At 54.8% G+C, this 20747-nt stretch carries 20 protein-coding genes; 8 read left to right on the top strand and 12 right to left on the bottom strand.

Features of this window, described 5'->3' with window-relative positions:
* Nucleotides 1-118: 118 nt before the first annotated feature.
* A complete protein-coding gene (locus tag HH216_RS06365; RefSeq protein WP_169550027.1) occupies nucleotides 119-334 on the top strand; it encodes a hypothetical protein in 216 nt (71 codons plus the stop codon).
* Nucleotides 335-394: 60 nt separating this feature from the next.
* Nucleotides 395-826 (top strand): putative toxin-antitoxin system toxin component, PIN family, encoded by a 432-nt coding sequence (locus tag HH216_RS06360; protein ID WP_169550026.1) that lies wholly within the window; start codon nucleotides 395-397, stop codon nucleotides 824-826.
* A gap of 63 nt (nucleotides 827-889) precedes the next feature.
* Here HH216_RS06360 and HH216_RS06355 read toward each other — a convergent pair whose 3' ends face one another.
* Nucleotides 890-2440 (bottom strand): DUF4394 domain-containing protein, encoded by a 1551-nt coding sequence (locus HH216_RS06355; protein ID WP_169550025.1) that lies wholly within the window; start codon nucleotides 2438-2440, stop codon nucleotides 890-892.
* Nucleotides 2441-3011: 571 nt separating this feature from the next.
* On the opposite strand from HH216_RS06355, the gene HH216_RS06350 reads away from it, so the two are divergent.
* A complete protein-coding gene (locus HH216_RS06350; protein WP_217371899.1) occupies nucleotides 3012-3467 on the top strand; it encodes a DMT family transporter in 456 nt (151 codons plus the stop codon).
* A gap of 167 nt (nucleotides 3468-3634) precedes the next feature.
* Here HH216_RS06350 and HH216_RS06345 read toward each other — a convergent pair whose 3' ends face one another.
* The 3 genes from HH216_RS06345 to HH216_RS06335 are packed head-to-tail and all read right to left on the bottom strand — an operon-like array spanning nucleotide 3635 to nucleotide 7252.
* Nucleotides 3635-4897 (bottom strand): arsenic transporter, encoded by a 1263-nt coding sequence (locus tag HH216_RS06345; RefSeq protein ID WP_169550024.1) that lies wholly within the window; start codon nucleotides 4895-4897, stop codon nucleotides 3635-3637.
* Between the two features lie 20 nt (nucleotides 4898-4917).
* Nucleotides 4918-6042 carry a metallophosphoesterase family protein gene (locus tag HH216_RS06340; RefSeq protein WP_169550023.1) on the bottom strand — a complete coding sequence of 375 codons (1125 nt, stop codon included), beginning with the start codon at nucleotides 6040-6042 and terminating at the stop codon, nucleotides 4918-4920.
* A 31-nt stretch (nucleotides 6043-6073) separates the two neighbouring features.
* Nucleotides 6074-7252 (bottom strand): MFS transporter, encoded by a 1179-nt coding sequence (locus HH216_RS06335; protein WP_169550022.1) that lies wholly within the window; start codon nucleotides 7250-7252, stop codon nucleotides 6074-6076.
* Between the two features lie 283 nt (nucleotides 7253-7535).
* Between HH216_RS06335 and HH216_RS06330 the strand changes: the two genes are divergently transcribed.
* Nucleotides 7536-8354, top strand: coding sequence for an aldo/keto reductase (locus tag HH216_RS06330; protein WP_169550021.1), 819 nt, complete (start codon nucleotides 7536-7538; stop codon nucleotides 8352-8354).
* Between the two features lie 53 nt (nucleotides 8355-8407).
* Here the strand turns inward: HH216_RS06330 and HH216_RS06325 are convergent, their stop codons facing one another.
* The 4 genes from HH216_RS06325 to HH216_RS06310 form a co-directional block, all read right to left on the bottom strand.
* Nucleotides 8408-9091, bottom strand: a complete 684-nt coding sequence (locus HH216_RS06325; protein WP_169550020.1) for a porin family protein — start codon at nucleotides 9089-9091, stop codon at nucleotides 8408-8410.
* Between the two features lie 36 nt (nucleotides 9092-9127).
* Nucleotides 9128-9808 carry a porin family protein gene (locus tag HH216_RS06320; protein ID WP_169550019.1) on the bottom strand — a complete coding sequence of 227 codons (681 nt, stop codon included), beginning with the start codon at nucleotides 9806-9808 and terminating at the stop codon, nucleotides 9128-9130.
* A gap of 157 nt (nucleotides 9809-9965) precedes the next feature.
* A complete protein-coding gene (locus tag HH216_RS06315) occupies nucleotides 9966-10385 on the bottom strand; it encodes a hypothetical protein (RefSeq protein ID WP_254448709.1) in 420 nt (139 codons plus the stop codon).
* Nucleotides 10386-10387: 2 nt separating this feature from the next.
* Nucleotides 10388-11014, bottom strand: a complete 627-nt coding sequence (locus tag HH216_RS06310; protein ID WP_169550018.1) for an RNA polymerase sigma factor — start codon at nucleotides 11012-11014, stop codon at nucleotides 10388-10390.
* 166 nt (nucleotides 11015-11180) lie between these two features.
* Here HH216_RS06310 and HH216_RS06305 point away from each other — a divergent pair, with 166 nt between their 5' ends.
* Nucleotides 11181-11960, top strand: a complete 780-nt coding sequence (locus HH216_RS06305) for a type III pantothenate kinase (RefSeq protein WP_169550017.1) — start codon at nucleotides 11181-11183, stop codon at nucleotides 11958-11960.
* A 15-nt stretch (nucleotides 11961-11975) separates the two neighbouring features.
* On the opposite strand, the gene HH216_RS06300 is transcribed toward HH216_RS06305, so the two are convergent.
* Both HH216_RS06300 and HH216_RS06295 read right to left on the bottom strand, forming a co-directional pair.
* On the bottom strand, nucleotides 11976-12176 hold the full coding sequence (locus HH216_RS06300; protein WP_169550016.1) for a ribbon-helix-helix domain-containing protein: 201 nt from the start codon (nucleotides 12174-12176) through the stop codon (nucleotides 11976-11978).
* A gap of 6 nt (nucleotides 12177-12182) precedes the next feature.
* On the bottom strand, nucleotides 12183-13037 hold the full coding sequence (locus HH216_RS06295) for an SPFH domain-containing protein (RefSeq protein ID WP_169550015.1): 855 nt from the start codon (nucleotides 13035-13037) through the stop codon (nucleotides 12183-12185).
* Nucleotides 13038-13240: 203 nt separating this feature from the next.
* On the opposite strand from HH216_RS06295, the gene lysS reads away from it, so the two are divergent.
* Nucleotides 13241-15034: a lysine--tRNA ligase gene (lysS, locus tag HH216_RS06290; RefSeq protein WP_169550014.1), complete on the top strand. Its 1794-nt coding sequence runs from the start codon at nucleotides 13241-13243 to the stop codon at nucleotides 15032-15034.
* Between the two features lie 176 nt (nucleotides 15035-15210).
* Here the strand turns inward: lysS and HH216_RS06285 are convergent, their stop codons facing one another.
* Together HH216_RS06285 and HH216_RS06280 are read right to left on the bottom strand one after the other, a co-directional pair.
* Nucleotides 15211-15807 carry a YceI family protein gene (locus HH216_RS06285; protein ID WP_169550013.1) on the bottom strand — a complete coding sequence of 199 codons (597 nt, stop codon included), beginning with the start codon at nucleotides 15805-15807 and terminating at the stop codon, nucleotides 15211-15213.
* A 161-nt stretch (nucleotides 15808-15968) separates the two neighbouring features.
* Entirely contained in the window at nucleotides 15969-18572 is a 2604-nt protein-coding gene (locus HH216_RS06280; protein ID WP_169550012.1) for a TonB-dependent receptor domain-containing protein, read from the bottom strand.
* Nucleotides 18573-18827: 255 nt separating this feature from the next.
* Here HH216_RS06280 and HH216_RS06275 point away from each other — a divergent pair, with 255 nt between their 5' ends.
* Complete coding sequence (locus HH216_RS06275) at nucleotides 18828-19895, top strand: sensor histidine kinase (RefSeq protein WP_169550011.1); 1068 nt, start codon at nucleotides 18828-18830, stop codon at nucleotides 19893-19895.
* Nucleotides 19892-20653 carry a LytR/AlgR family response regulator transcription factor gene (locus HH216_RS06270; protein WP_169550010.1) on the top strand — a complete coding sequence of 254 codons (762 nt, stop codon included), beginning with the start codon at nucleotides 19892-19894 and terminating at the stop codon, nucleotides 20651-20653. Before HH216_RS06275 ends, HH216_RS06270 begins: the two co-directional genes overlap by 4 nt.
* The last annotated feature ends 94 nt before the right edge of the window (nucleotides 20654-20747 follow it).

Here is a 20747-nt window from a genome sequence, read left to right as displayed (position 1 = left end):
GACTCACATCAGCTTATTTTGTTTGTTGTGCCATGCCAACCCGGTGTGGCACAACTGTTTTATTGCAGTTTACGTTTGAATAATAGATATTCGTACGAATGTAAAGAGGCCAACTACTATGACTGTTGTAGCTGTCAAATTTGAGGATACCGTTTTTCAGGATTTGGAAGAAGCGTCAACTACCGCTGATCTGTCATCAGAGGAGATGATTAGCCGAATTGTGAAAAACTATCTTCACATCGAGAAGATGAATAAGATTCGTCGTGAGTTGAAAGGATCGGCTGAAACAGCTGGCTTCTTTTCCGAAGACGACATTTATAATGAGATTTCCTAATATTGCCTGTAACCGACTCCACCAAAGAGGCTGGTGAAGTCATATCAACTTTTTTGTTCTATGGAAACGCCCTTGCGTTTACCTGCCTCTACGTCAGTTGTTTTTGACACAAACGTCCTCATTTCCACATTCGTCTTCCCCGGTTTTGCAGCAGACGTGTATGACTTCTGCGTCATTCATTTTGGGTTATACACCTCAGAATGGATCGTAAGTGAGTTGTTCAACAGGAAACTGGACGTTAAGTTCAAGTATTCGCCAGAACGCCGATCGCAGATCATAGACGTTATCCGCGAAAGGCATACGGTTGTACTACCGACAAACGAGATGCCGACTGACTGCCGCGATGCAGACGATAACAATGTCATACAGGCATCTCTATTCGTCAACGCTGATTTCCTAATTACGGGAGATCGGGATTTGTTGGACTTAAATCGCGTCGGCCAAACAAAGATCATCAGCCCCAAAGCTTTTTTTGAGTTGTATATCGTCTGAACAAACGAAACGCCCGCTCTCCAATGGAGGAGCGGGCGTTTTGATGAAGAGTAATCCAGCTTATTAGAAACCCAGGCCGACAGCGAAGCCACGGACGGATGGGTTGCCGGCCAATGCTGTACGCTCGGTCGATACGCCGGTCGTCAGGTTGATCGTGTACAGCCGGGTGATACCGTCGACGCGCAGCGCAGCGTGGCCCACGTTCGAGGTACCGCCGATGTCGAAGCCATTACCGCCTTCGATCTGCCGTCCCAGACTACCTACCAGTTCCAGCCCACCGTTATTTGGTGGAATCTGCCGGTACAACATGGCGTTGCCGGTACGGCTGTCGATGTCGTACAGCGTCGTTGAAGTAGCGCCGGGGAAGTTATTGGTGTAGGCAGCAGCCGTTACGTTGGGGCTGCCGGGGTTCAGACGACCGTCAACGATTACCGAGTTGTCGTTGGGGTTGTAGCGCAGATTCTGACCATCGTTGCTCACGATGCGGATACGGTCGACGGTTGGGTTGAAATCAAAACCAACATCACCCATCACACCGGTCGAGATGGGCGCACCAACGGCCGTAGCGGCTCCACTAGCCATGTTGATCGTGTAGATGCGATTGGTTGTACCGAGCGCGTACAACTGACCATTCACCGGCCGCATATCGATACCACGCAGCGTTTCGCCCGTTTGCAGACCTGTAATCGCTTTGACGGTGTGGGTGGCCCCCGTATTCAGGTTGATGTAGTGCAGCATGTTCATACCATCGGCAACGTAAGCGATATGCTCAGTCGGGATAGCCATACCAACGATACTCATGGCACTGGGCAAGTTACCAAGCAGTTCGGCCCGGCCGGTTGTCAGGTTAATTTCATATAAGCCCTGCACGCCATTGCTGATCATCGTGGCGATAGCACTGCCGTCCGGCGCAATGTCGAAGTTACTTTGTCCGGCTACGTCAACGCCAAGCGGGCCGACTTCGACCAGTCCACCATCGTTCGGCGGATTTTGGCGGTACAGCTTGTCCGTTACGGGATCGATGTCATACAGCGTGGTTGTCGTTACGCCCGAGCGGTTATTGCTGTAGGCAACACCAGATACTGATGCACCGGCTACGCCGTTGATAGGACCATCGACGATCATGACCGCGCCCGTTTCAGGGTTTAGCCGTAAATTTTGTCCCCGGTTTGATACCAGCCGAATACGGTCGACAGTTGGGTTGAAATCGAAACCAACGGCATCACCCATCACGCCGGGTGTCAGTGCCGCCGAACCGACGGGTACTGCGGCTCCAGTACGCAGGTTGATGGTATACAGGCGGCTACCATTGCTGATCGCGTACAACTGACCGGTAGCAGGCCGGAAATCAATGCCGGTGAGCCGCTCGTTGTTCAGAACACCCGTGATGGTCATCATTTCCTGACTGACCGACGGGTTGCCGGTGTTCATCTTCAGGAGCCGGTTGTTGTCTGTCAGCGCATAGAAATCAAAGTTGGCGGCTAGCCGGGCGTTAGCCGTTGTAGACGCTCCTTGAGGGTCAAGCATTTGCCGATCCTGACAGGCATTCAGGGAGAGCAATGAGCCGATGGCCAGCATTCCTGCTGAGAAACGTAGTTGTTTTTTCGTAAACATGTTATCGAGCGTTAAGTATAGGCGGCTGGTTTGTCCAGCACAGTTGTTCGCCTTCCTATACGGATCGGAACTACAAATGGATTCGATAAGATTAAATATTAATTAAAACCCTATTAACCGGCTTTACCCCAAGCCATTATAATGGGGGAGACGGTGTGTATGTATGTTAGTATTCGCGGAGACGGAATAGACTGTAGCCGCAAAACGAACGGAGAATTTGTGATTCGAAAATGGTAATAGTGTCCTATGAATTTGCGTAGTAGATCACCATTAACATCGAATTAAAAAAACCGAATAAAATCGTTATTCAGCCGGACTATTTATCATATCAGCAATACTACCCTTACCATTAATACCCTTATTATCAGTAGATTATCGATAAATAATTCATGAAATATCAGTATGCTCTGATATTCTTCCCTGTAAACCATCGGACTAATTACAAGTATATATCACTACTTACTCGATGAGTAGTTAGCATAGCTACAACCCACTTCTCAGCGTATTGTAACGATCCACAATTTGCGCAACTGTTCACCGTTGGAGGTCATCAACTACAACCCCTGCACCTATGCAAAACATCAGTCCAATCTGGCTGTATCCCCTCATCATTCTGGCTGGTGCCTTTCAGGCATGGGGTCCACCGATGAACGGGGCTTTGCTCAAATCCGTACAGAATCCCTGGCTGGCCAGCGTCGTTTCGTTTTTACCGGTCGTGGCTTTTCTATTGTGCCTGTTTTTGTGTATGCCCAAGCCCATGCCGACTACCGAAAGCCTGGCTACCATGCCCTGGTGGGCACCACTTGGCGGACTGATTGGTGCTGGTGCGGTGGTGGCAGGGCTGATGTTTGTCGACCGGGTCGGGGCGGGTACGCTGGCCGGATTAACCATCACGGCGAACATTCTGATGTCGCTTGTCATCGACAAATACGGCTGGTTCAACGTGGAGATTCACCCGCTCAGCATCGGACGAACAATTGGCGCCGTGCTGATGGTGATAGGCGTGTATCTCATCTCCAAGTTCTAGGCTCGCACGACCGCAAATACCCACTTCTCCGACCGACTGGCGTATCAATGAAAACAGGTCTGCCAGCTGTGGTTATCAACAAAAATGCGCTGCTGGTACAGAACCGACAGCGCATTTTTGTTGATGACTTGACTATCTCCTTCGTCAGAAAGCCACTAGCTGGCTGTTTAGCCAGCCATCGTATGATAAAGCCAGATAACCCCGAGTGTGCAGACCAGCGCGGTTGTCATGACCAGAAAACCGAGCTTGAGAAACTCCCAAGCGCTGACCGTCTGCCCCTCCCGACGTAGGGCGACCAGCCAGAGAATAGTGGCCAATGAACCCGTAACGGACAAGTTGGGGCCCAAGTCGATACCCACCAGAATCGCACTTTTGATTACCTCCGGCACCTGCCCTGCCTGAACAACGGTACCGGCAATCAGGCCAGCCGGCAGGTTATTGACCAGATTACAAATCAGCGCTGTCCCAACCCCACTCAACCAGGTTGTCTGCGTCACCGACCGAGCTGTGCTTTCTTGGAGCAGGCTCGTCAGCGATTGGATAAGGCCGGTTTTGTCGAGCGCTTCAACCAGCACAAACAAGCCAGCCACCAGCGGCAGCACAGCCCAGGAAACGCCTTTCACAACCTCCCACGGACTCTTCTTAGCTCGAATCAGCACCACAATCGAGGTCAGTATGCCCGTAATTGCGGTGGGCAGCCCCAACTCGGCATCCAGTGCCGATGCCGTCAGCAAGGTGAGAGCAGTTGCGCCGATACCCAGCATCGCCAGCTTACCCCCCGGCGACAGCGCAGGAATAGCGATGTTGGTTTCAATGGACTCGCGCAGTGCGTCGCGCTGGGTAAACCGCAGTACCAGGTAAGTAACGGCGATCGATACGATCGATGGCAGACTATACTGAACCAGCCACTGACCCAACGGCGGCATGTGGGTACCGTAGATAACCAGATTGGCCGGGTTGGAAATGGGCAGCACGAAAGAAGCGGCATTGGCAATGAACGCGCAGATAAACAGGTAAGGCAACGGCTTATCGACCTTCGCGGCTTTCACGGCCGCAGCCACCGCTGGGGTGAGCACCACTGCCGTGGCGTCGTTCGAGAGGAACGTGGTTACGACAACACCAACCAGATAAATCAGCCCGAACAGCCGACTTGCCGAGCCAGATGCCCGCTGTGTTGCCTGCGCGGCTAACCAGTCGAAGAGTTTTTCCTCCCGGGCTGTTTCAGCCAGCAGCATCATTCCGGTCAGAAATAAGTACACGTCCGCCCCCTTCGCGATACCCGACCACGTTTCGGCGGGGGTTATCAGGCCCAGCACCAGCAGCAGGACAGCCCCCGTTACGGCCCAGATAGCTTCCGGGATGTTGAACGGCCGTATGATGACGCCCGCGATGGCTAAAAACGTGATAATCCAGATGTATGTGTGAGGCATGTAGTAATTCGTTGAAAAAATCAGGATGGTTTACCGTTACGGTTAGGCCCTAGTTGCGTACCCACGATACCGTTCTGCGGCCAGGCACCGATTGAATCGGCATCACTCCCGTTTTTGTGGCGGACGGGCGTATTTTGGTCAGCCGGGCTTAGCTGAATTATATGTTGACCGGGTCGGCCGCTGCTGTCCACGGCTTCCACGGTTAGCATCGCGACTTCGCCAGCGGGTACCTCTACCTCGGCCTGCCAGCCGCGCCCGCTCTCGGTGGGAGTCATGATCTGCCAATCGTACTGGTTAATCCGACAGGCGACCCGATCAACGGAACGGCTACCCAGCACAACGGCCTCCACCCGGATTACGCCCGTGGAGTAAGACTGATGATCAGTTCGCAGCAGTCGGTAATCGGTGGGTGTGGTGATAAGCACAAACGGGAATGCGTCGTGTAAGGTCTTGAATCGCCAGCTTACCGTCTCCCCCTGAACGGTCGCGACTGAATACCCCACCGGCCCTTCCTCGATCTGCCCGGTCGAGCGGGTAGCGGCAAAAATCGTGTGCCCGTCGTTCGCCAGTTCGTTGTAATGCGTGTGCCCGATGTCGACCAGCACCACGTTATGGTCAGCGAACAGCTGATTCACCACCGTTGTTTCCTGCTCATCCGTAAAGTCGGCGGGGTATGTGTGCATGAACACCACAATCGGTTCGCTTTGGGCGGTTGCCTGAGCCAGCTCCTGACGTAACCAGTCGTACTGGCGCAGGCCCAGCCGAAAATCAGGGCCGCCACTGCCTGTGCCACTGATGTCCAGAAACAGGCAGCACACTCCTTTTACTACCCGTGATTTGGGCAATGGCTCGGCCAGCGGCATCGTATAAAACGCATCCAGATTACCCGATTCCATGTCGTGGTCGCCGGGAATGAGGTGTACGGGTACGTCCAGCATTTTCAGGGCCGTAGACACCAGTTTGTACTGGTACGGCTTGCCGTTATCGGCATTGTCGCCCGGCAACACTACGAAATCCAGCGCGGGGCCGCATTCCAGTGCCAGTTGCGCGACAATAGACAAATAATCGAGGTAGTTGGGTTCGCTGGCTTTGGTAATGTGCAGATCGCCCAGGTGAACGAAAATAAGCGGGTCGGTGCTCGGCATACGTACTGGTGAATGGTGGATAGGTGGTCGGTCAGTGCGCGGGCGCAACGGCCGGCGTCACGGCGCACTCTGATTTGAGCGTAGCCCCGAAAACAACCCACAGCAAAATTGAGACTGACGCGAAGCTACCCAACAGTAAAAAGGTAGATGAGTACCCGATCGACTGCGCCAGCCAGCCGCCAATGGCCGGGCTGAGCGATGCACCGATGCCCTGCACCGTCATGACGGCACCCTGCCCGATGTTGACCCGCCCCGTGCCGTTGAGCAGATGCGCTACCAGTCCGGGAACAGCGACGCTTTGCAGCCCCGCGCCAATGCCATCGAGTATCTGAACCGGAAACAGGCCCGTATACGAGATCATCTGGGAAGCCACCAGTCCCCGCACGGGCAGGGCAATAAACGAGATAAGTAGCACAATCCAGTACCCGCTTCTCTCGGTCATTCGAACCGCAGCCAGCGACATCACGATCATAGCTAGCTGGGCAATGATAATCGTCACGGCGACAAAAATGGTGGGGTTGCCGGGCAATTTTGTCGCAGCCGCCAGCCCAAACAGCGGCAGCATGGCCCCGTTACCCAGGTGAAAACACGCCAGCGCAGCCGCCAGAATCAGCATCGATTTATTCTTGAAAAGCACCTGAAACGCGTTGGTCGGTGCGTTGTTATCCTGCTTATCGCTTAACCCACGGGCCGCTTTATCATCGATAGCCTTAGCCGGGATGAGCAATACTGATACGATGGCCAGTACCCCGAACAAAGCCGCTAGATAAAACACGGCGGGCATACCAAAGCGCATACCGAGGTAGCCCGACAGGGCCGCCCCGACGACGTTACCAGCATGGTTATATGCCTGATTGTAGCCGTTCTGGCGGGTAAACTCAGTTTGTTTGACGATGCCAAGCGTGATACCGACTACGGCCGGACCAATCGCCGAACCGGCAACAGCCGTGGCTACCTGCGACAGACAGACAAGCCAGAAGTTCTGCGAAAGCAGGATAATAGCCGATGCCAGCGTGGTAGCAACGGCGGCAATGACCACATACATCCGCTTGCGCGTGGTGGCGTCGATAAGGGCACCTGCCGGAGCCGTCATCAGCATACCTGCTACCCCGCCAATGGTCATTACGGAGCCGATAAGTCCGCTTTTCCAGCCGTGTGCCAGCAAAAAAACGCCGAGAAACGGGCCGATACCAGCCTGCATATCGGCCATGAAAAAGTTAAGTGATTCAAGTGGCCTGATGGGCCTGGACGTTGATGACGAACTGGTTTGTGAATGGTTCATTTTGCCGATGAAGCAGGTGTACGATAGCTACCGGGCAAAGGTGACATACCAGTATGATGGTGGGCTTAATACGACATTAAATCCTCTTCAGGTGCTCCGGAAGTCGATGCAACGGCCCCCAACGAGCGCAGGGCCCGGGCGAATACCGACTATTTGATAGCTTGCGGGTGTAATTCTTCACAATCAGGATAAAATGGCTCACCAACATCGTATGGAAAACAAATTTGTTACGCTCAACAATGGTGTAGAGATGCCGCTGCTGGGCCTGGGCGTGTACGCGCCAAACCACAATAGCGAAGTGCAACAGGCTGTCGAATGGGCGCTGGAAGCCGGTTGCCGATTGATTGATACGGCATCGATCTACGGCAACGAAGTCGAAGTTGCCGACGCCATACAAGCCAGTGGCCTGTCAGAAACAGATGTGTTTATTACGACGAAAGTGTGGAACACCGATCAGGGCTACGAACAGACGTTGCGGGCGTTCGACAGAAGCGCAGCTAAACTCAGACGAGACGTCGTTGACCTTTACCTGATTCACTGGCCCGTCAAGCAATACCGACACGACACATGGCGGGCTTTGGAGCAGCTGTATACCGACGGTCGCATTCGGGCCATTGGGGTGTCGAACCACTACCAGAAGCACCTCGATGAGTTACTCAGTCAGGCGGTAGTAGTGCCCGCCGTCAACCAGATTGAGTTCAGCCCTTACTGCTACCGGCCCGATGTCCTGACTTATTGCCGCGACAAAGGGATTCAGGTGGAAGGCTATGCACCGCTGGCGCGGGGCAAAAAGCAGAGCGATCCCCGGCTGATCGCGATCGCGGAACGGCATCATAAAAGTACGTTTCAGGTGCTGATCCGGTGGTCGTTGCAGCAGGGCGTCGTTACGATTCCCAAGTCGGTTCACCGGGAACGCATTCAGGCCAACTTCGACGTATTTGACTTTACCCTGTCTGCCGACGAAATGACTGAGTTAAACACCTTTTACGACAACACCCGCATCGCTGACGACCCCGACACACTGGACTAAACCGAAAACGGCCGCTGGAGGGTATCCAGCGGCCGTTTTCGTAGAAACGTCGGCTATTTCTGATACCGACTGCGATACTCCGGACCAACGCCGAAACCGTAGCCCAGCGTCAGCGTGAACGTCGAATTGTGCGAATTCGTGGTGTTGTCCTTACGAACATCGTTCAGCCCGTAACGGTACCGGCCATCGATAAGGAAACGCTGCCGCTCGCCAAAGCCCGGAAAGTTCAACTGAAAGCCAGCCATCAGCCCCAAATCAAGCGGCCGAAACGACGACGTATTATCGATCGTTGGAAACTGAACGCCTAGACGCTCTACGGGCAAACTCTCCCCTTTGACCAGAAACCCTAATGATGGTCCTACGAATAAATTAGGGCGAAACGTACCGCTATTAGTCAGAAAGTATCGGAGTGCCACCGGCACCTCGATATAGGTTAACCGTTGCTTGTACGTAATTGACGTTTGCGATAGTGCGTCGAAGGCCGAATAATTAGCCCCCATTTGTGAATACAGTGCGTCGACAGAAATACCGAAGTGATTCAGCGAACTGTACATGACAAACAATCCAGCCGTCAGACCCGGCCGATATTGGTTTCCCATCGCATTACCGGCAAAGCTGGAGAGATTAGCGCCAACGCGTGGGCCGGCGCTGAATCGCTGCTGAGCCGTTGCAAACGGCATACTGGCACAGAGTAGGGCTACGGCAAGCCAGCTACCCACGGTTTTAGTTCGTGTCATGTGAGGTATTCTATAGTGAATGGATGGTACTAAAAACTACCGGCTGTAGCGGCTGCGGAATTCAGGACCAACCCCGAATGCGTAACCCAGCGACAGGCTGATGGTCGAGTTTTGCAGGTTGTTACGAGCCCCCCACCGGTTAGGCAGGCTGGTTTGTACTTCGCTCAGGCCCAGCGTGTAGCGGGCGTCGATCAGGAAGTGCTGGCGTTTGCCGGTGCGCCAGTTCAGCTGGAAGCCACCCGTTGCGCCCAGATCGATATCGCGGAAATCGCTGGTATTGTCGGCGTTGATGTTGTTCACGTTAGGCTCACCATTGACACGACGGGCGTTGAGCTTGAATCCCAGCGACGGTCCGATGAAGATGTTTGGACGGAAATCACCATTCAGCGTCAGGTAATAACGGGCCACGACGGGTATCTCCAGGTAGTTGACCCGCTGGGTAAACTTGAGCACCTGCGTGTCGTATTTGGCACCGCGTTGCGAGTATAGAACGTCGGCAGAGATGCCAAAATGGTTCAGCGAACTGTAGGACAGGAAAACCCCGGCGTTGACACCCGGCTTGAAGCGTAGATCGTCGGCGTTGCCCCAGTAATTAGATAAATTCAAGCCAATTCGGGGGCCAGCACTGAAACGCTGCTGCGCGTAACTACCTGTGAAACAAAGGCTAACTAAAACAACTAAGCAGTAAAAAGAACGTAAAGAAATTGTGCGAAACATAGACAATTGGTCGAATTGATTCTCGGGGTTAACGCTCGACCTTTTGCAAATGTTTTACAAATGACACTTAGTTTCTTTCACGCGGGTCATTTGTAAACTACATAGCTGTTCCCGTCACACGGCATCTGTAGCCCGATTCGGGCAGAACAGATCTCCGTTAAGTCAACGTTTTCCAGTATATGGAATCAAGATGGTATAAACTCGATTCTGTCGTCGCGTTCCAGCTTGTTTGTGGAATAGCCGGAACTGGTTTGTGCATTTTCTTCGGCACGAAGTAAATCAGGTAAATAGCCACGGCGAACACGAGAAGCAACGCGGCTAGAATCGTCGCTATCCAGAGGTGCCAGAGCCGCTTTTTCGTTGCCGACGCGTGAATCCGGTCCTGTAGCGTATCGCGCAGGCTGGCCAGTTGAGCGGGTGTGGGGCGGGCGGCCTGCTGCATGGCTTCCAGCCCGGCCAACGCATCGGCATAAAACGGGTCTTCCAGCAACACCCGCTCGACACGGTGCCGGGCCGGGCCACTCAATTGGCCCGCCTGATAAGCCCGCAGTTCATCAAATGTCAATTGCTCACTCATTGTCAGGAGGTTGTGTTGCGTACCGCACCTGATATTCCCTGCGGATCGCTTAGGCAAAGTTTAAGTTTTCGCCGACCATTTTGCAAATAACTCTTTACCTGTTTCAGATCGTAACCCGTTTGCTCGCTTACGTCGGCGTAGCTTTTTTTCTCCAGATAAAAGAGTGTCAGGCAGGTACGTTGTTCGATAGGCAACGTTTGCAGGCAGGCCTCCATCCGGCTCAGGTCTTCCTCCCGATCCGGCTCATCGACCGTACTCGTCAGCGCCGACTCGTCTTCATCGGCCAGAACTGAATCGAGCATGGCCATCTGCGGCCGCCCCTGCCGACGGCGCAGCAGCATCAGGCAGTAGTTCCGCGACACGCTATGCAGCCACGGCAGAAACTGTTGCACTTCATGCCGACGCAGATCGACTACCAGTTGCTCGAAGAGCTGCATGACGGCGTCTTTCGCTTCTTCCTCGTCGCGCAGGTATTTGTAGCAGACGGCATACACCAGTTCCATGTACGGTTCGTACAGTTCGCCCAGCAACGCCACATCGCCCGTGGCCCGGTACTGAGCAAGCAGCTCAGCCGGTCGGTCGGCAGGGTCAGCAGCAGGTTTGGGTTTGCGAAAACGTCGTAAAAACATAGGTGGCCGGTCTACGTACCTGTATGATGCAGAAACCCGCCCGATTCCATAGCCACAGGTAAAACCGATACATAGCTAACGACCGGCACAGCCGTTTCTGCCGAACCGCCACGGCGGGATTTTGCCGAATTTGTCCGTATTTCGCCCCGTAACTCTTTCATCGCTTGTGCATCTAGCTGTTGACGTTGGCAATACCGACGCCGTTTTTGGTCTTTACGACACCGACACCTGGCGTTTCGTCTGGCGCACCCCCGCCCGCCCCGACGAAGCCGCTGGGTCATACGAAGCCCGGCTACGGCTGTGGCTGCTGGAAGCCAATCTGCCGCTGAGTGCTGTTCAGGACACCGTGCTGAGCAGCGTTGTGCCTAATCTGACGCCTACGCTTCGAGCCATGCTCGGCGACCTATTCGGCCACGAGCCGGTCGTGGTCGGGCCGGGCGTGTACCCGTTGCTGCCGCTCAACATCCTGCGTCCCCACGAAATCGGGGCCGATCTGGTGGCGAATGCGCTGGCGGCCTATACGCGCTACCAACGGAACTGCATCGTTGTCGATTTCGGCACGGCCCTGACCTTTACGACCGTTTCGGGCGACGGTCAAATTCTCGGCGTCGCTATTGCGCCCGGCCTGAAAACCGCCATCCGGTCGTTGTTTTCCAACACGGCCCAACTGCCCGAAGTACCCATTCAGGTACCCGAATCGGCCTTGGGGCTAAGCACGACGCATGCCATTCAGGCCGGTATCGTGCTGGGCTACGAAGGGCTTGTCCGCTCGCTCATCGACCGCATCCGAACCGAACTAAACGGCGACTGCATTGCTGTAGCCACGGGCGGTTTGTCGGGCCAGATTCCGTCACTGCGCGACGTGTTTGTCGACGTTATTCCGTCGCTGACGCTGGATGGTGTGCGGCTGATCGGCGAAACGGTACGGGCGCAGAAGCAGCCGTAAACCAACTAGAATTCGTTATGCTGACGGTTCGAGTGAATCGTCGGCTTCTGCGGGCGGCTCATCGCGGGAACGGCGTTTGCGTCGGCGCAGGGCGTCGCTGAGCAGAAATTCGATCTGCCCGTTGACGCTCCGAAACTCTTCCTGCGCCCACCGCTCCAGTTCCTTCAGGGTTTCCGCCTGAATTCGCAGTACGAAGGCTTTTTTCTCCGACGGCATAGGCGATTAGTTATACAATGTCCCGGCATTGACAACCGGGCTGACGCCTTTCTCACCGCAAAGTACCACCAGCAGGTTGCTCACCATCGCGGCTTTGCGCTCTTCGTCCAGTTGTACGACGCCCTTGGTTTCAAGCCGTTCGAGCGCCATCTCAACCATTCCGACGGCCCCTTCCACGATTAGTCGGCGGGCGGCAATCATAGCCGCTGCCTGCTGCCGCTGCAACATCGCCCCGGCAATTTCCGACGAATAGGCCAGGTGACTAACCCGCGCTTCGATGATGTCGACGCCCGCCCGTTCGAGCCGCTCGTTGAGTTCCTGCTCCAGAAACACGTTGATCTGCCCCGTACTGTCGCGCAGCGTAACCGACGCCGTATCGTCCTCCATATGGTCGTAGGCGTAGGAATTCGCTAGTTTCCGTACAGCCGCTTCCGACTGAATCTGCACGAACAGCACGTAATCGTCGACCGAGAACAAGGCTTTGGCTGTATCCTGCACCTGCCAGACCACCACGGCCGCAATTTCGACGGGGTTACCCATCTTGTCGTTTACTTTCAGCGTCTGCCCATTCAGGTTACGCGCCCGCAGGCTGATCTTGCGCCGATTGTACAGCGGGTTGACCCACCGCAGCCCGTTCTGCTTTATCGTACCGACGTAATTACCGAACAGCGTAGACACATAGGCTTCATTAGGGTTGATAACGGTGATCCCCGTAAACAGGACCATCGACACCAGAAACAGCAGAACGGCCAGTACAATACTGATTCCGGTGACGGCAACGCCAATGGCAGCGAGCAGGCATAGTACCGCTATAAGTAACAGCACATAGCCCGAAATTGAGGTTAACGGTTTTTCCTGCATGATCGAATCAATCTGGGGAAGGTTGCTATCAGATTGATAGCACAATGGTATTGACGAACAGGTAATTACGTGGGTTAAATCGGATGAATGGTCGGCGGCACAGACCGGCGGCATATTCGGATGAAACTGGGGAAAGGCCAATCCTTTTCGCTATTTTTGCCCCTCAAAATTCGGGTCGCCACGCGACCAACCGACTGACTGCTATGCTACTGAGTGAACAGGAGATAAACCGCCGACAGAAGCGGGAAGAACTGATGCGGATGGGTATCGACCCCTACCCCGCCCCGCTCTTCGACCTTACCCATACCATTGCCCAGCTCCGCGACGCCTTCGCCGATAAGACCGGTGCCGATACGCAGGGCGGCTACCAGCCCCACCTCGACTTCAAAGACCAGACCCCCTGGAACACCGTCCGGCTCGCAGGCCGACTGATGAGCTTCCGCATTATGGGCAGCGCATCGTTTGCCGAAATGCAGGACTCAACCGGCCGGATGCAGCTGTACTTCCGGCGCGACGACCTCTGCCCCGGCGACGACAAGACGCTGTACAACACGGTCTTCAAAAAGCTGCTCGACATCGGCGACATCATCGGCATCGAAGGCTACGTCTTTACGACGCAGACCGGCGAACTGTCGGTGTATGTGCAGTCGTTTACGGTGCTGAACAAGTCGCTGCGGCCCCTGCCGGTGGTGAAAGAAGTGGTGAACGAGCAAGGCGAAAAAGAAACCTACGACGCCTTCACCGACCCCGAACAGCGATACCGGCAGCGGTACGTCGACCTGATCGTGAACCCGCAGGTGCGCGACGTATTCGTGAAGCGCACGAAGCTGGTCAACTCGATCCGGCAGTTTCTGAGCCAGAAAGGGTATCTGGAAGTCGAAACGCCGATTCTCCAGCCTATCCACGGGGGTGCCACGGCCCGCCCATTCCAGACGCACCACAACACGCTCGACATGACGCTGTATATGCGGATTGCCAACGAGCTGTACCTGAAACGGCTGATCGTGGGTGGCTACGACGGGGTGTTCGAGTTCGCCAAAGACTTCCGCAACGAAGGCATGGACCGTACCCACAACCCGGAGTTTACGCAGGTCGAATTTTACGTGGCCTACAAAGACTATCTCTGGATGATGGACACCATCGAGGAGATGGTCGAGAAGGTAGCTATCGACGTGGCCGGTACAACGAAAGTGACGGTGGGCGAAAACGTGATCGACTTTAAGCGGCCCTGGAAACGGCTGACAATGTTTGAAGCGATTCAGGAATACACGGGCGTCGACGTGTCGGCGATGGACGAAGCGCAACTGCGGCAGGTAGCCGAAGACCGGGGTATCAAAACCGATTCGTCGATGGGTAAGTCGAAACTGATCGACGAACTGTTTGGCGATGCCTGCGAACCCAACCTGATTCAGCCGACGTTCATTACGGATTACCCCGTCGAGATGTCGCCCCTGACCAAGAAGCACCGGAGCAAAGCCGGACTGGTCGAGCGGTTTGAAGCGATCTGTAACGGGAAAGAAATCGCCAATGCGTACTCGGAGCTGAACGATCCCATCGATCAGCGCGAACGGTTTGAAGAGCAGCTTCGGCTGGCCGAGCGGGGCGACGAAGAAGCGATGATGCTCGACGAAGACTTCCTCCGCGCCCTTGAATACGGAATGCCCCCCACGGCAGGCGTCGGGCTGGGTATCGACCGGCTGGCAATGATTATGACCAACCAACCGTCGATTCAGGACGTGCTGTTTTTCCCGCAGATGCGGCCGGAGAAGAAGCTGGAGCAGTCGGGCGAAGCCGATTTCCTCGCGGCTGGCGTACCGGCCGGCTGGATTCCGGCGCTGCAAAAGATGAACATCCTGACCGTTGAGCAACTACGCGCTACCAGCCCGAACAAGCTGTTCAACGACCTCGGCGGTGCCCGCAAACGCCTGAAACTCGATATACCGATGCCCACCATCGCCGACGTTCACGGCTGGACAGGGCACGTCAAATTAGCCTGACGGCTCTGACAGCTGGAAGCTGTCGGGGACATTAGCCAATTCAACAGTGGTATCGGGAACCCGCCCCGGCCCCACTGTTTGTAGTTCAAAAAGAATGCTCTGATACCATTTTCCATTAACACAAATGCCCCAACTCATCCTGTGAGTCGGGGCATTTGTGTTGAAAATTAGTTTCGTTACTTCTTCTCGTCCATAGCCGCATCCTGCTTAGCGAACTCACCGGCAGCTTTGATTTCGATTTCTTCGCTGACAACCGCACCACCCGACGAGCCAACGCCGAAGTCGGTGCGCTTGATGGTACCGTTTACTTTCAGACCCGCCTTTTCCATCTTACCACGTGGGCTATCCATCGTAACGGGACCGGTCAGAACGGCGTCGAGCATGACGGGCTTGGTGACGCCGTGCATCGTCAGGTTGCCCATCATCTTGTACTTCTTACCCTCTACTTTCTGAAACGACGTGCTTTTAAACGTGATCGTCGGGTATTTGGCTGCATCGAACCAATCCGGGGTTTTCAAATGACCATCGCGCCGTTCGTTGTCGGTGTTGATGCTGTTCACATCGGCGGTCAGCTCGACAACGGCGTCCGACAGATCGGGCTTGCTAGCTGTCAGTTTCGCATCAAACGTTTTGAAATTACCGTCGACCTCACTCAGCATGAGGTGCGTCACGGTGAAGCCTACTTTCGAGTGGGCCTTGTCGACCGTCCAGGTCTGGGCGCTGGCGACCGAAACGGTCAACAGAGCGGCAATAGAGAGGGCAATTGCTTTCATAGTAAGTGTACTGTTGGTTGGTTAAAATTAAAAAAGAAATCGAACGGGGTATACTACTGTTAATGAGTTGATTGTACAAGTTTGTCTCAGACAGCATCTTGCTGTCGTATGTGCCATTATTGGCTAAGCCAATGACAGCAAGATGCTGTCTGAGACAATCACTATCGGGGCCGTCCGCCACCGGCAGGGGCGCTTTGCTGCTGATCGCTACCGCCGTCGCCTTTTACGTCGTCGTTGTTGACCGATTTACCTTTCCGGCGGTTTTCTTCGTACGTCATCTTACCGATGCGATAAGTGAATGTCACCTTGACGTTGGCATTGTAGAGGTGATTAACGTTGACCTGCGAGATCAGCGGAGAATCGAGCGTAGTGCGCATCGTCACGCCGTTGCCGATAAAGTTCTCGCCCGCGAGGCCAATGCTGCCGCGCTTGTTGGCGAGGTCTTTCCGAACGCCGAGCGAGTACATATAAAAGCCACCCATCGTGCCCTGTAACTGCGGACTTGGTCCCCGGAAGAAGCTGAACAGTTGCGCGCTCCAGCCTTTGTTCAATGTCAACTGACTCATCAGGCGACCGCCCAGGCTAATCCCCGAATTGTTGATCGTAATCGAGCGGCCGGTCGCATCGGGCGTCTGCCCCTGCATGTATACATAGTAGCCGTCGATACCGCCGTTCAGCGTCCATTTCGGCGTCAGCGTCGTGTTGAAGAAAATGTTCGCTCCAGTGGTTCGCTGTACACCAATATTCTGAAAGGTCGTGATGATACCACCCGCCAGCGTGTCCGACGGAATCCGAATCTGCGAGATCGCATTGTTGGTCAGCCGCCCGAAAACCGATGCGTTGATATACGTCCGTTTGATCGTCGAACTGTAGCTCAGTTCGACGTTATCGGTCAGTTCGGGGCGCAGCGTTGGGTTACCCACCATTACCATCTGGGGGTTGGCGTAGTTGGGGTTGGGGTTCAGCTGTTGCAGACCCGGCCGTTGAATCCGGCGGTTATAAGCGGCTTTCAGCGTTGTGCCACCCGTCAGCGTTTTCGAGACGTTAATGCTTGGTACGAGGTTGGCGTAATCGGGGATGGCGAGTTGACGGGCGGCCTGCTGCTCGGTCGACTGCGTTGCCTGAATACCCGTGTATTCGTAGCGGGTACCAACCTTGAACGTGTATTTGCTCGGCGTCACGTAGGTGTACGACACATAGCCCGCCCCGATATTCTGGTTGTAGTTAAGCGTTCCCGACGGATTATTGGGGTCTCTGATCAACGCGCTTTCACCAGTCCCGACCAGATATTGATACGCACTATTCACCTGCCGCATGATGGCTTTACCACCGAACTCCAGCAGTTGATTTTTGCGGATCGGCGTCTGGTAATCGCTCTGAAACGTGATCTCCTGGTTGGTGTTGTTATTAATATTCTGCTGACGCCCCGTCAGCGAACCCGTCTGATTGAGCAGGTCGGCGTAGAAATTATTGACCAGACCCGTGCGACTGTATTGCGTCGAAATGGTCCACTCCTGCTGCGGCTTGAACGTACGAACATAGTCGAGGTTCATATCCACCGAGTTCGATAAATCCTTCCGGTTTACGTCGCGGTTGGTCATGTATTGCAGCGCATCACTGAGGTAAGAATTGGTCAACTGCGTTTGCTGCTGCACGAAGTTACGCGTACCGAACCGCACGTTGGCCGCCAGTGACTGATTTTTAGCCAGATCGTAATCGAATCCGAGTGTGTATTGCCCGAACACGGGCTTATCGAAGGACGTAGCCTGCTGACTGGTGCGCTGTAGCTGCGTCCCGACGAGCGTTGTCTGATCCAGGGTCGACGACGCCCGGTTGTACATGGCCCGGCCGAAACCGCCCAGCGTAATGCCCAGCTTACCCTGCCGGTACGACCCGTTCAACCCCAGGTTCGACGCCCGCAATCCTGCGCCGGCGTCTACGTTCAGCGTCAGGCCGTGCAGCGTGTTCTTCTTCGTCACGATGTTGATAATCCCGGCGGCACCCTCAGCATCGTACTTGGCCGATGGGCTGGTAATGACCTCGACCGTCTTGATCATGTCCGACGGGATTTGCTTCAGCGCGTCGGCAACGTTGGCCGCGACGATGGTACTGGGTTTGTTGTTGATCAACACCCGAATGTTGCTGCTTCCGCGCAGGCTAACATTACCGTCCAGATCGACCGACAGCATAGGTACCCGCTTCAATACGTCCGACGCGTCGCCCCCTTTCGAGGTCAGGTCTTTGTCGGCGTTGAACACCAGCCGGTCGACCTTTTCTTCGATCATAGCCGCCTGCCCAACCACGTTAACTTCGCCCAGCGTCCGAACGTCGGCCGCCATTTTCACCGAGCCCATGTTGATTTCGGTGCCTTTGGCAATCGTAAACGCTTTCGAATCGGAGTTTTTGTAGCCGATGAAGGAGTATTGCAGCCGATAATCGCCGGGTGCCAGCTTCGTCATCGAGAATGCCCCTTTAGCATCCGACGTCGTTCCGTCGACGGGTTTGTTCGTCTTGGTATTGATGAGGGCGATTGTCGCAAATTCAACGGGCTTGCCCGAGGTGGAGTCGATTAATACGCCCGTCAGTTTACCGTTACCTTTCGGTGCATCGTCCGCAACACCAGTAAATTCTTTCTTCTGCCTTTCGTTATTGCCGAAGCCACCGGGACCACCGCCCGGAGGGCCACCAAACTGAGCGTAAGCCGTTTGTGTCAGACTGCCGCTAAGTCCGAGCGACAGGAGCAGGAGGAAAAGTCGTGTATACATGGTCTGGTCGATTTCGTACTTGATGCATCAAAACAACAGCGGCACCACCGGTTCAGAAAATGCAATAGACTATGCAGCCGGGAACGTCGGCAAATTCCCCGTTTTGCCCGACGAACGCCGTTTTAGCCACGTATCGGTTCAGATTGGCCTATTCGTCGGTTCAAACGGGGTAACCATCGACAGATTTGACGCGCCAGCCGATTGATTCCGACGTCGTTACGAATTCACTGTAAACTTGTAGCTTTCCGACTGACTATGGCTACTCCCCTCTTTTCCCGTCGCTACGTTACGCTGCTGAGCCATTGGCTGGGGTGGGGGCTGTTGAGTTATCTGCTGTTTTTCTCGCAATCGTTCAACAACGAGATCAGGATGCCGCCTGAGTTCTGGATCAGACAGGTACTGTTTCAGGCAATGACAATTGGCACGTTCTACCTGAACGCCAACGTGCTGGTACCCCGCTTGCTGCTGCGGGAAAAAACGGGGTCGTACGGACTGGCTCTGCTGGGTACGATCGGCGTGGTTATCTTCATACTGTGGGGTATCGAGATGGGACTGGACCTGCCGATTAAATTCCACCGCATCTTCCACCCCGACGGGAAAGGCGAACCCCGGTATTATGGCTGGGTTCAACCCGCCCTGTTCACCATCGTGCTGGTATTGGGCATCAGTACCAGCCTGTCGCTGGTGCAGAAATGGCAGGCCGACGCCAACAGTCGACTCGCGCTCGAGCAGGCCCGCACCAGTTCGGAATTGTCTTTTTTGAAAGCGCAGATCAACCCGCATTTCTTCTTCAACACACTCAACAACATATACGCACTGACCTCCTTCGATGTCGAACTGGCGCAGGAAGCCATCCACCGGCTGTCGCGGATGATGCGCTACGTGCTCTACGAAACCCAGTCGGGTACGACGCTGCTGAGTAAAGAAATCGCCTTTGTCAGCGACTATATCCAGCTGATGCAGCTTCGACTGACGGACAAGGTACAGCTCACGATACAAACGCCGACGCCCCTGCACGATCAGCCCATCGCGCCGATGATTTTGCTGCCCTTTGTCGAGAATGCGTTCAAGCACGGCGTTAGTGCGCTGGAGCCAAGTCAGATCACAATTTCGATTCAGCAACAGCCCAACCAGCTACTGCTCAACGTGCGCAACACGGTGTTTATGAATCAAAAACCGTCGCTGGAGGCTGGCAACGGTATTGGCCTGACGAATACCCGCCGTCGGCTCGACCTGCTGTACCCCGGTCAGTATCAACTGGTTATCGACTCGCACAATCCGGCGGGGGAGTATGACGTACTGTTAACCCTGAACCTGTCATGACACTAAACTGCATTGCTGTCGACGATGAGCCGCTGGCCCTGGGCCTGGTCGGTGCGTTCATCGAAAAGACCCCGTTTCTCAAGCTAACCGGCCGCTACAGCAGTGCCGTAGCCGCTTTGCAGGCGCTGATTACCACGCCCGTCGACCTGATTTTTCTCGACATTCAGATGCCCGACCTGACGGGGCTGGAACTGGCCCGGGTGCTGGAACGGAGTCAGCGCGGGAATCACGTCACCCGGATTATTTTCACCACCGCCTTCGATCAGTTTGCGCTGGACGGCTTCCGCGTCGACGCGCTCGACTACCTGCTCAAGCCATTCAACTACGAAGAATTTTTACGGGCTGCCAACAAAGCCCGGCAGTACTTCGAGCTGATACACCGCAGCGAGCCGCTGCCCGTCGCCCCCCTCCCGGCTGCACCCGCCGAGGCCAGCGATGACTATCTGTTTCTGAAAGTTGAATACCAGCTGGTACGGGTAGCGTATCAGGACATTTTGTACATCGAGGGGCTGAAAGATTACGTGAAGGTGTACCGGCAGAGCGACCCCACCAAGCCGCTACTATCACTGACGAGTCTGAAATCACTGGAAGAAAAACTACCTACGCAGAAGTTCATGCGGGTACACCGCTCGTTTATCGTCGCGCTGGATCGGATTGATGCCGTGTCGCGCAATACCGTGCAGATCGGCGCGGTCACGATTCCCGTCAGCGATCAGTATAAAGACACGTTCAGCCAGTTTATTCAGCGTTGGTTATAAACAAGAAAACCCACGTCCAGGCGGACAGGGGCTTTCCGATCTTCTATAACCTATGATGTAAACGTACGGACAGCGGAGCCGTCCAGATAATAGA

Origin of the sequence: Spirosoma rhododendri, from assembly GCF_012849055.1 — a bacterium.
Lineage (GTDB): Bacteria > Bacteroidota > Bacteroidia > Cytophagales > Spirosomataceae > Spirosoma > Spirosoma rhododendri.
This window is presented reverse-complemented; position numbering and strand designations above follow the sequence as displayed.

What these genes read in the sequence shown, in the direction of transcription:
- HH216_RS06365 (WP_169550027.1), top strand. Translation starts at nt 119, where the DNA reads ATGACTGTTGTAGCTGTCAAATTTGAGGATACCGTTTTTCAGGATTTG.
- HH216_RS06360 (WP_169550026.1), top strand. Translation starts at nt 395, where the DNA reads ATGGAAACGCCCTTGCGTTTACCTGCCTCTACGTCAGTTGTTTTTGAC.
- HH216_RS06355 (WP_169550025.1), bottom strand. Translation starts at nt 2,440, where the DNA reads ATGTTTACGAAAAAACAACTACGTTTCTCAGCAGGAATGCTGGCCATC.
- HH216_RS06350 (WP_217371899.1), top strand. Translation starts at nt 3,012, where the DNA reads ATGCAAAACATCAGTCCAATCTGGCTGTATCCCCTCATCATTCTGGCT.
- HH216_RS06345 (WP_169550024.1), bottom strand. Translation starts at nt 4,897, where the DNA reads ATGCCTCACACATACATCTGGATTATCACGTTTTTAGCCATCGCGGGC.
- HH216_RS06340 (WP_169550023.1), bottom strand. Translation starts at nt 6,042, where the DNA reads ATGCCGAGCACCGACCCGCTTATTTTCGTTCACCTGGGCGATCTGCAC.
- HH216_RS06335 (WP_169550022.1), bottom strand. Translation starts at nt 7,252, where the DNA reads ATGGCCGATATGCAGGCTGGTATCGGCCCGTTTCTCGGCGTTTTTTTG.
- HH216_RS06330 (WP_169550021.1), top strand. Translation starts at nt 7,536, where the DNA reads ATGGAAAACAAATTTGTTACGCTCAACAATGGTGTAGAGATGCCGCTG.
- HH216_RS06325 (WP_169550020.1), bottom strand. Translation starts at nt 9,091, where the DNA reads ATGACACGAACTAAAACCGTGGGTAGCTGGCTTGCCGTAGCCCTACTC.
- HH216_RS06320 (WP_169550019.1), bottom strand. Translation starts at nt 9,808, where the DNA reads ATGTTTCGCACAATTTCTTTACGTTCTTTTTACTGCTTAGTTGTTTTA.
- HH216_RS06315 (WP_254448709.1), bottom strand. Translation starts at nt 10,385, where the DNA reads ATGAGTGAGCAATTGACATTTGATGAACTGCGGGCTTATCAGGCGGGC.
- HH216_RS06310 (WP_169550018.1), bottom strand. Translation starts at nt 11,014, where the DNA reads ATGTTTTTACGACGTTTTCGCAAACCCAAACCTGCTGCTGACCCTGCC.
- HH216_RS06300 (WP_169550016.1), bottom strand. Translation starts at nt 12,176, where the DNA reads ATGCCGTCGGAGAAAAAAGCCTTCGTACTGCGAATTCAGGCGGAAACC.
- HH216_RS06295 (WP_169550015.1), bottom strand. Translation starts at nt 13,037, where the DNA reads ATGCAGGAAAAACCGTTAACCTCAATTTCGGGCTATGTGCTGTTACTT.
- lysS (WP_169550014.1), top strand. Translation starts at nt 13,241, where the DNA reads ATGCTACTGAGTGAACAGGAGATAAACCGCCGACAGAAGCGGGAAGAA.
- HH216_RS06285 (WP_169550013.1), bottom strand. Translation starts at nt 15,807, where the DNA reads ATGAAAGCAATTGCCCTCTCTATTGCCGCTCTGTTGACCGTTTCGGTC.
- HH216_RS06280 (WP_169550012.1), bottom strand. Translation starts at nt 18,572, where the DNA reads ATGTATACACGACTTTTCCTCCTGCTCCTGTCGCTCGGACTTAGCGGC.
- HH216_RS06275 (WP_169550011.1), top strand. Translation starts at nt 18,828, where the DNA reads ATGGCTACTCCCCTCTTTTCCCGTCGCTACGTTACGCTGCTGAGCCAT.
- HH216_RS06270 (WP_169550010.1), top strand. Translation starts at nt 19,892, where the DNA reads ATGACACTAAACTGCATTGCTGTCGACGATGAGCCGCTGGCCCTGGGC.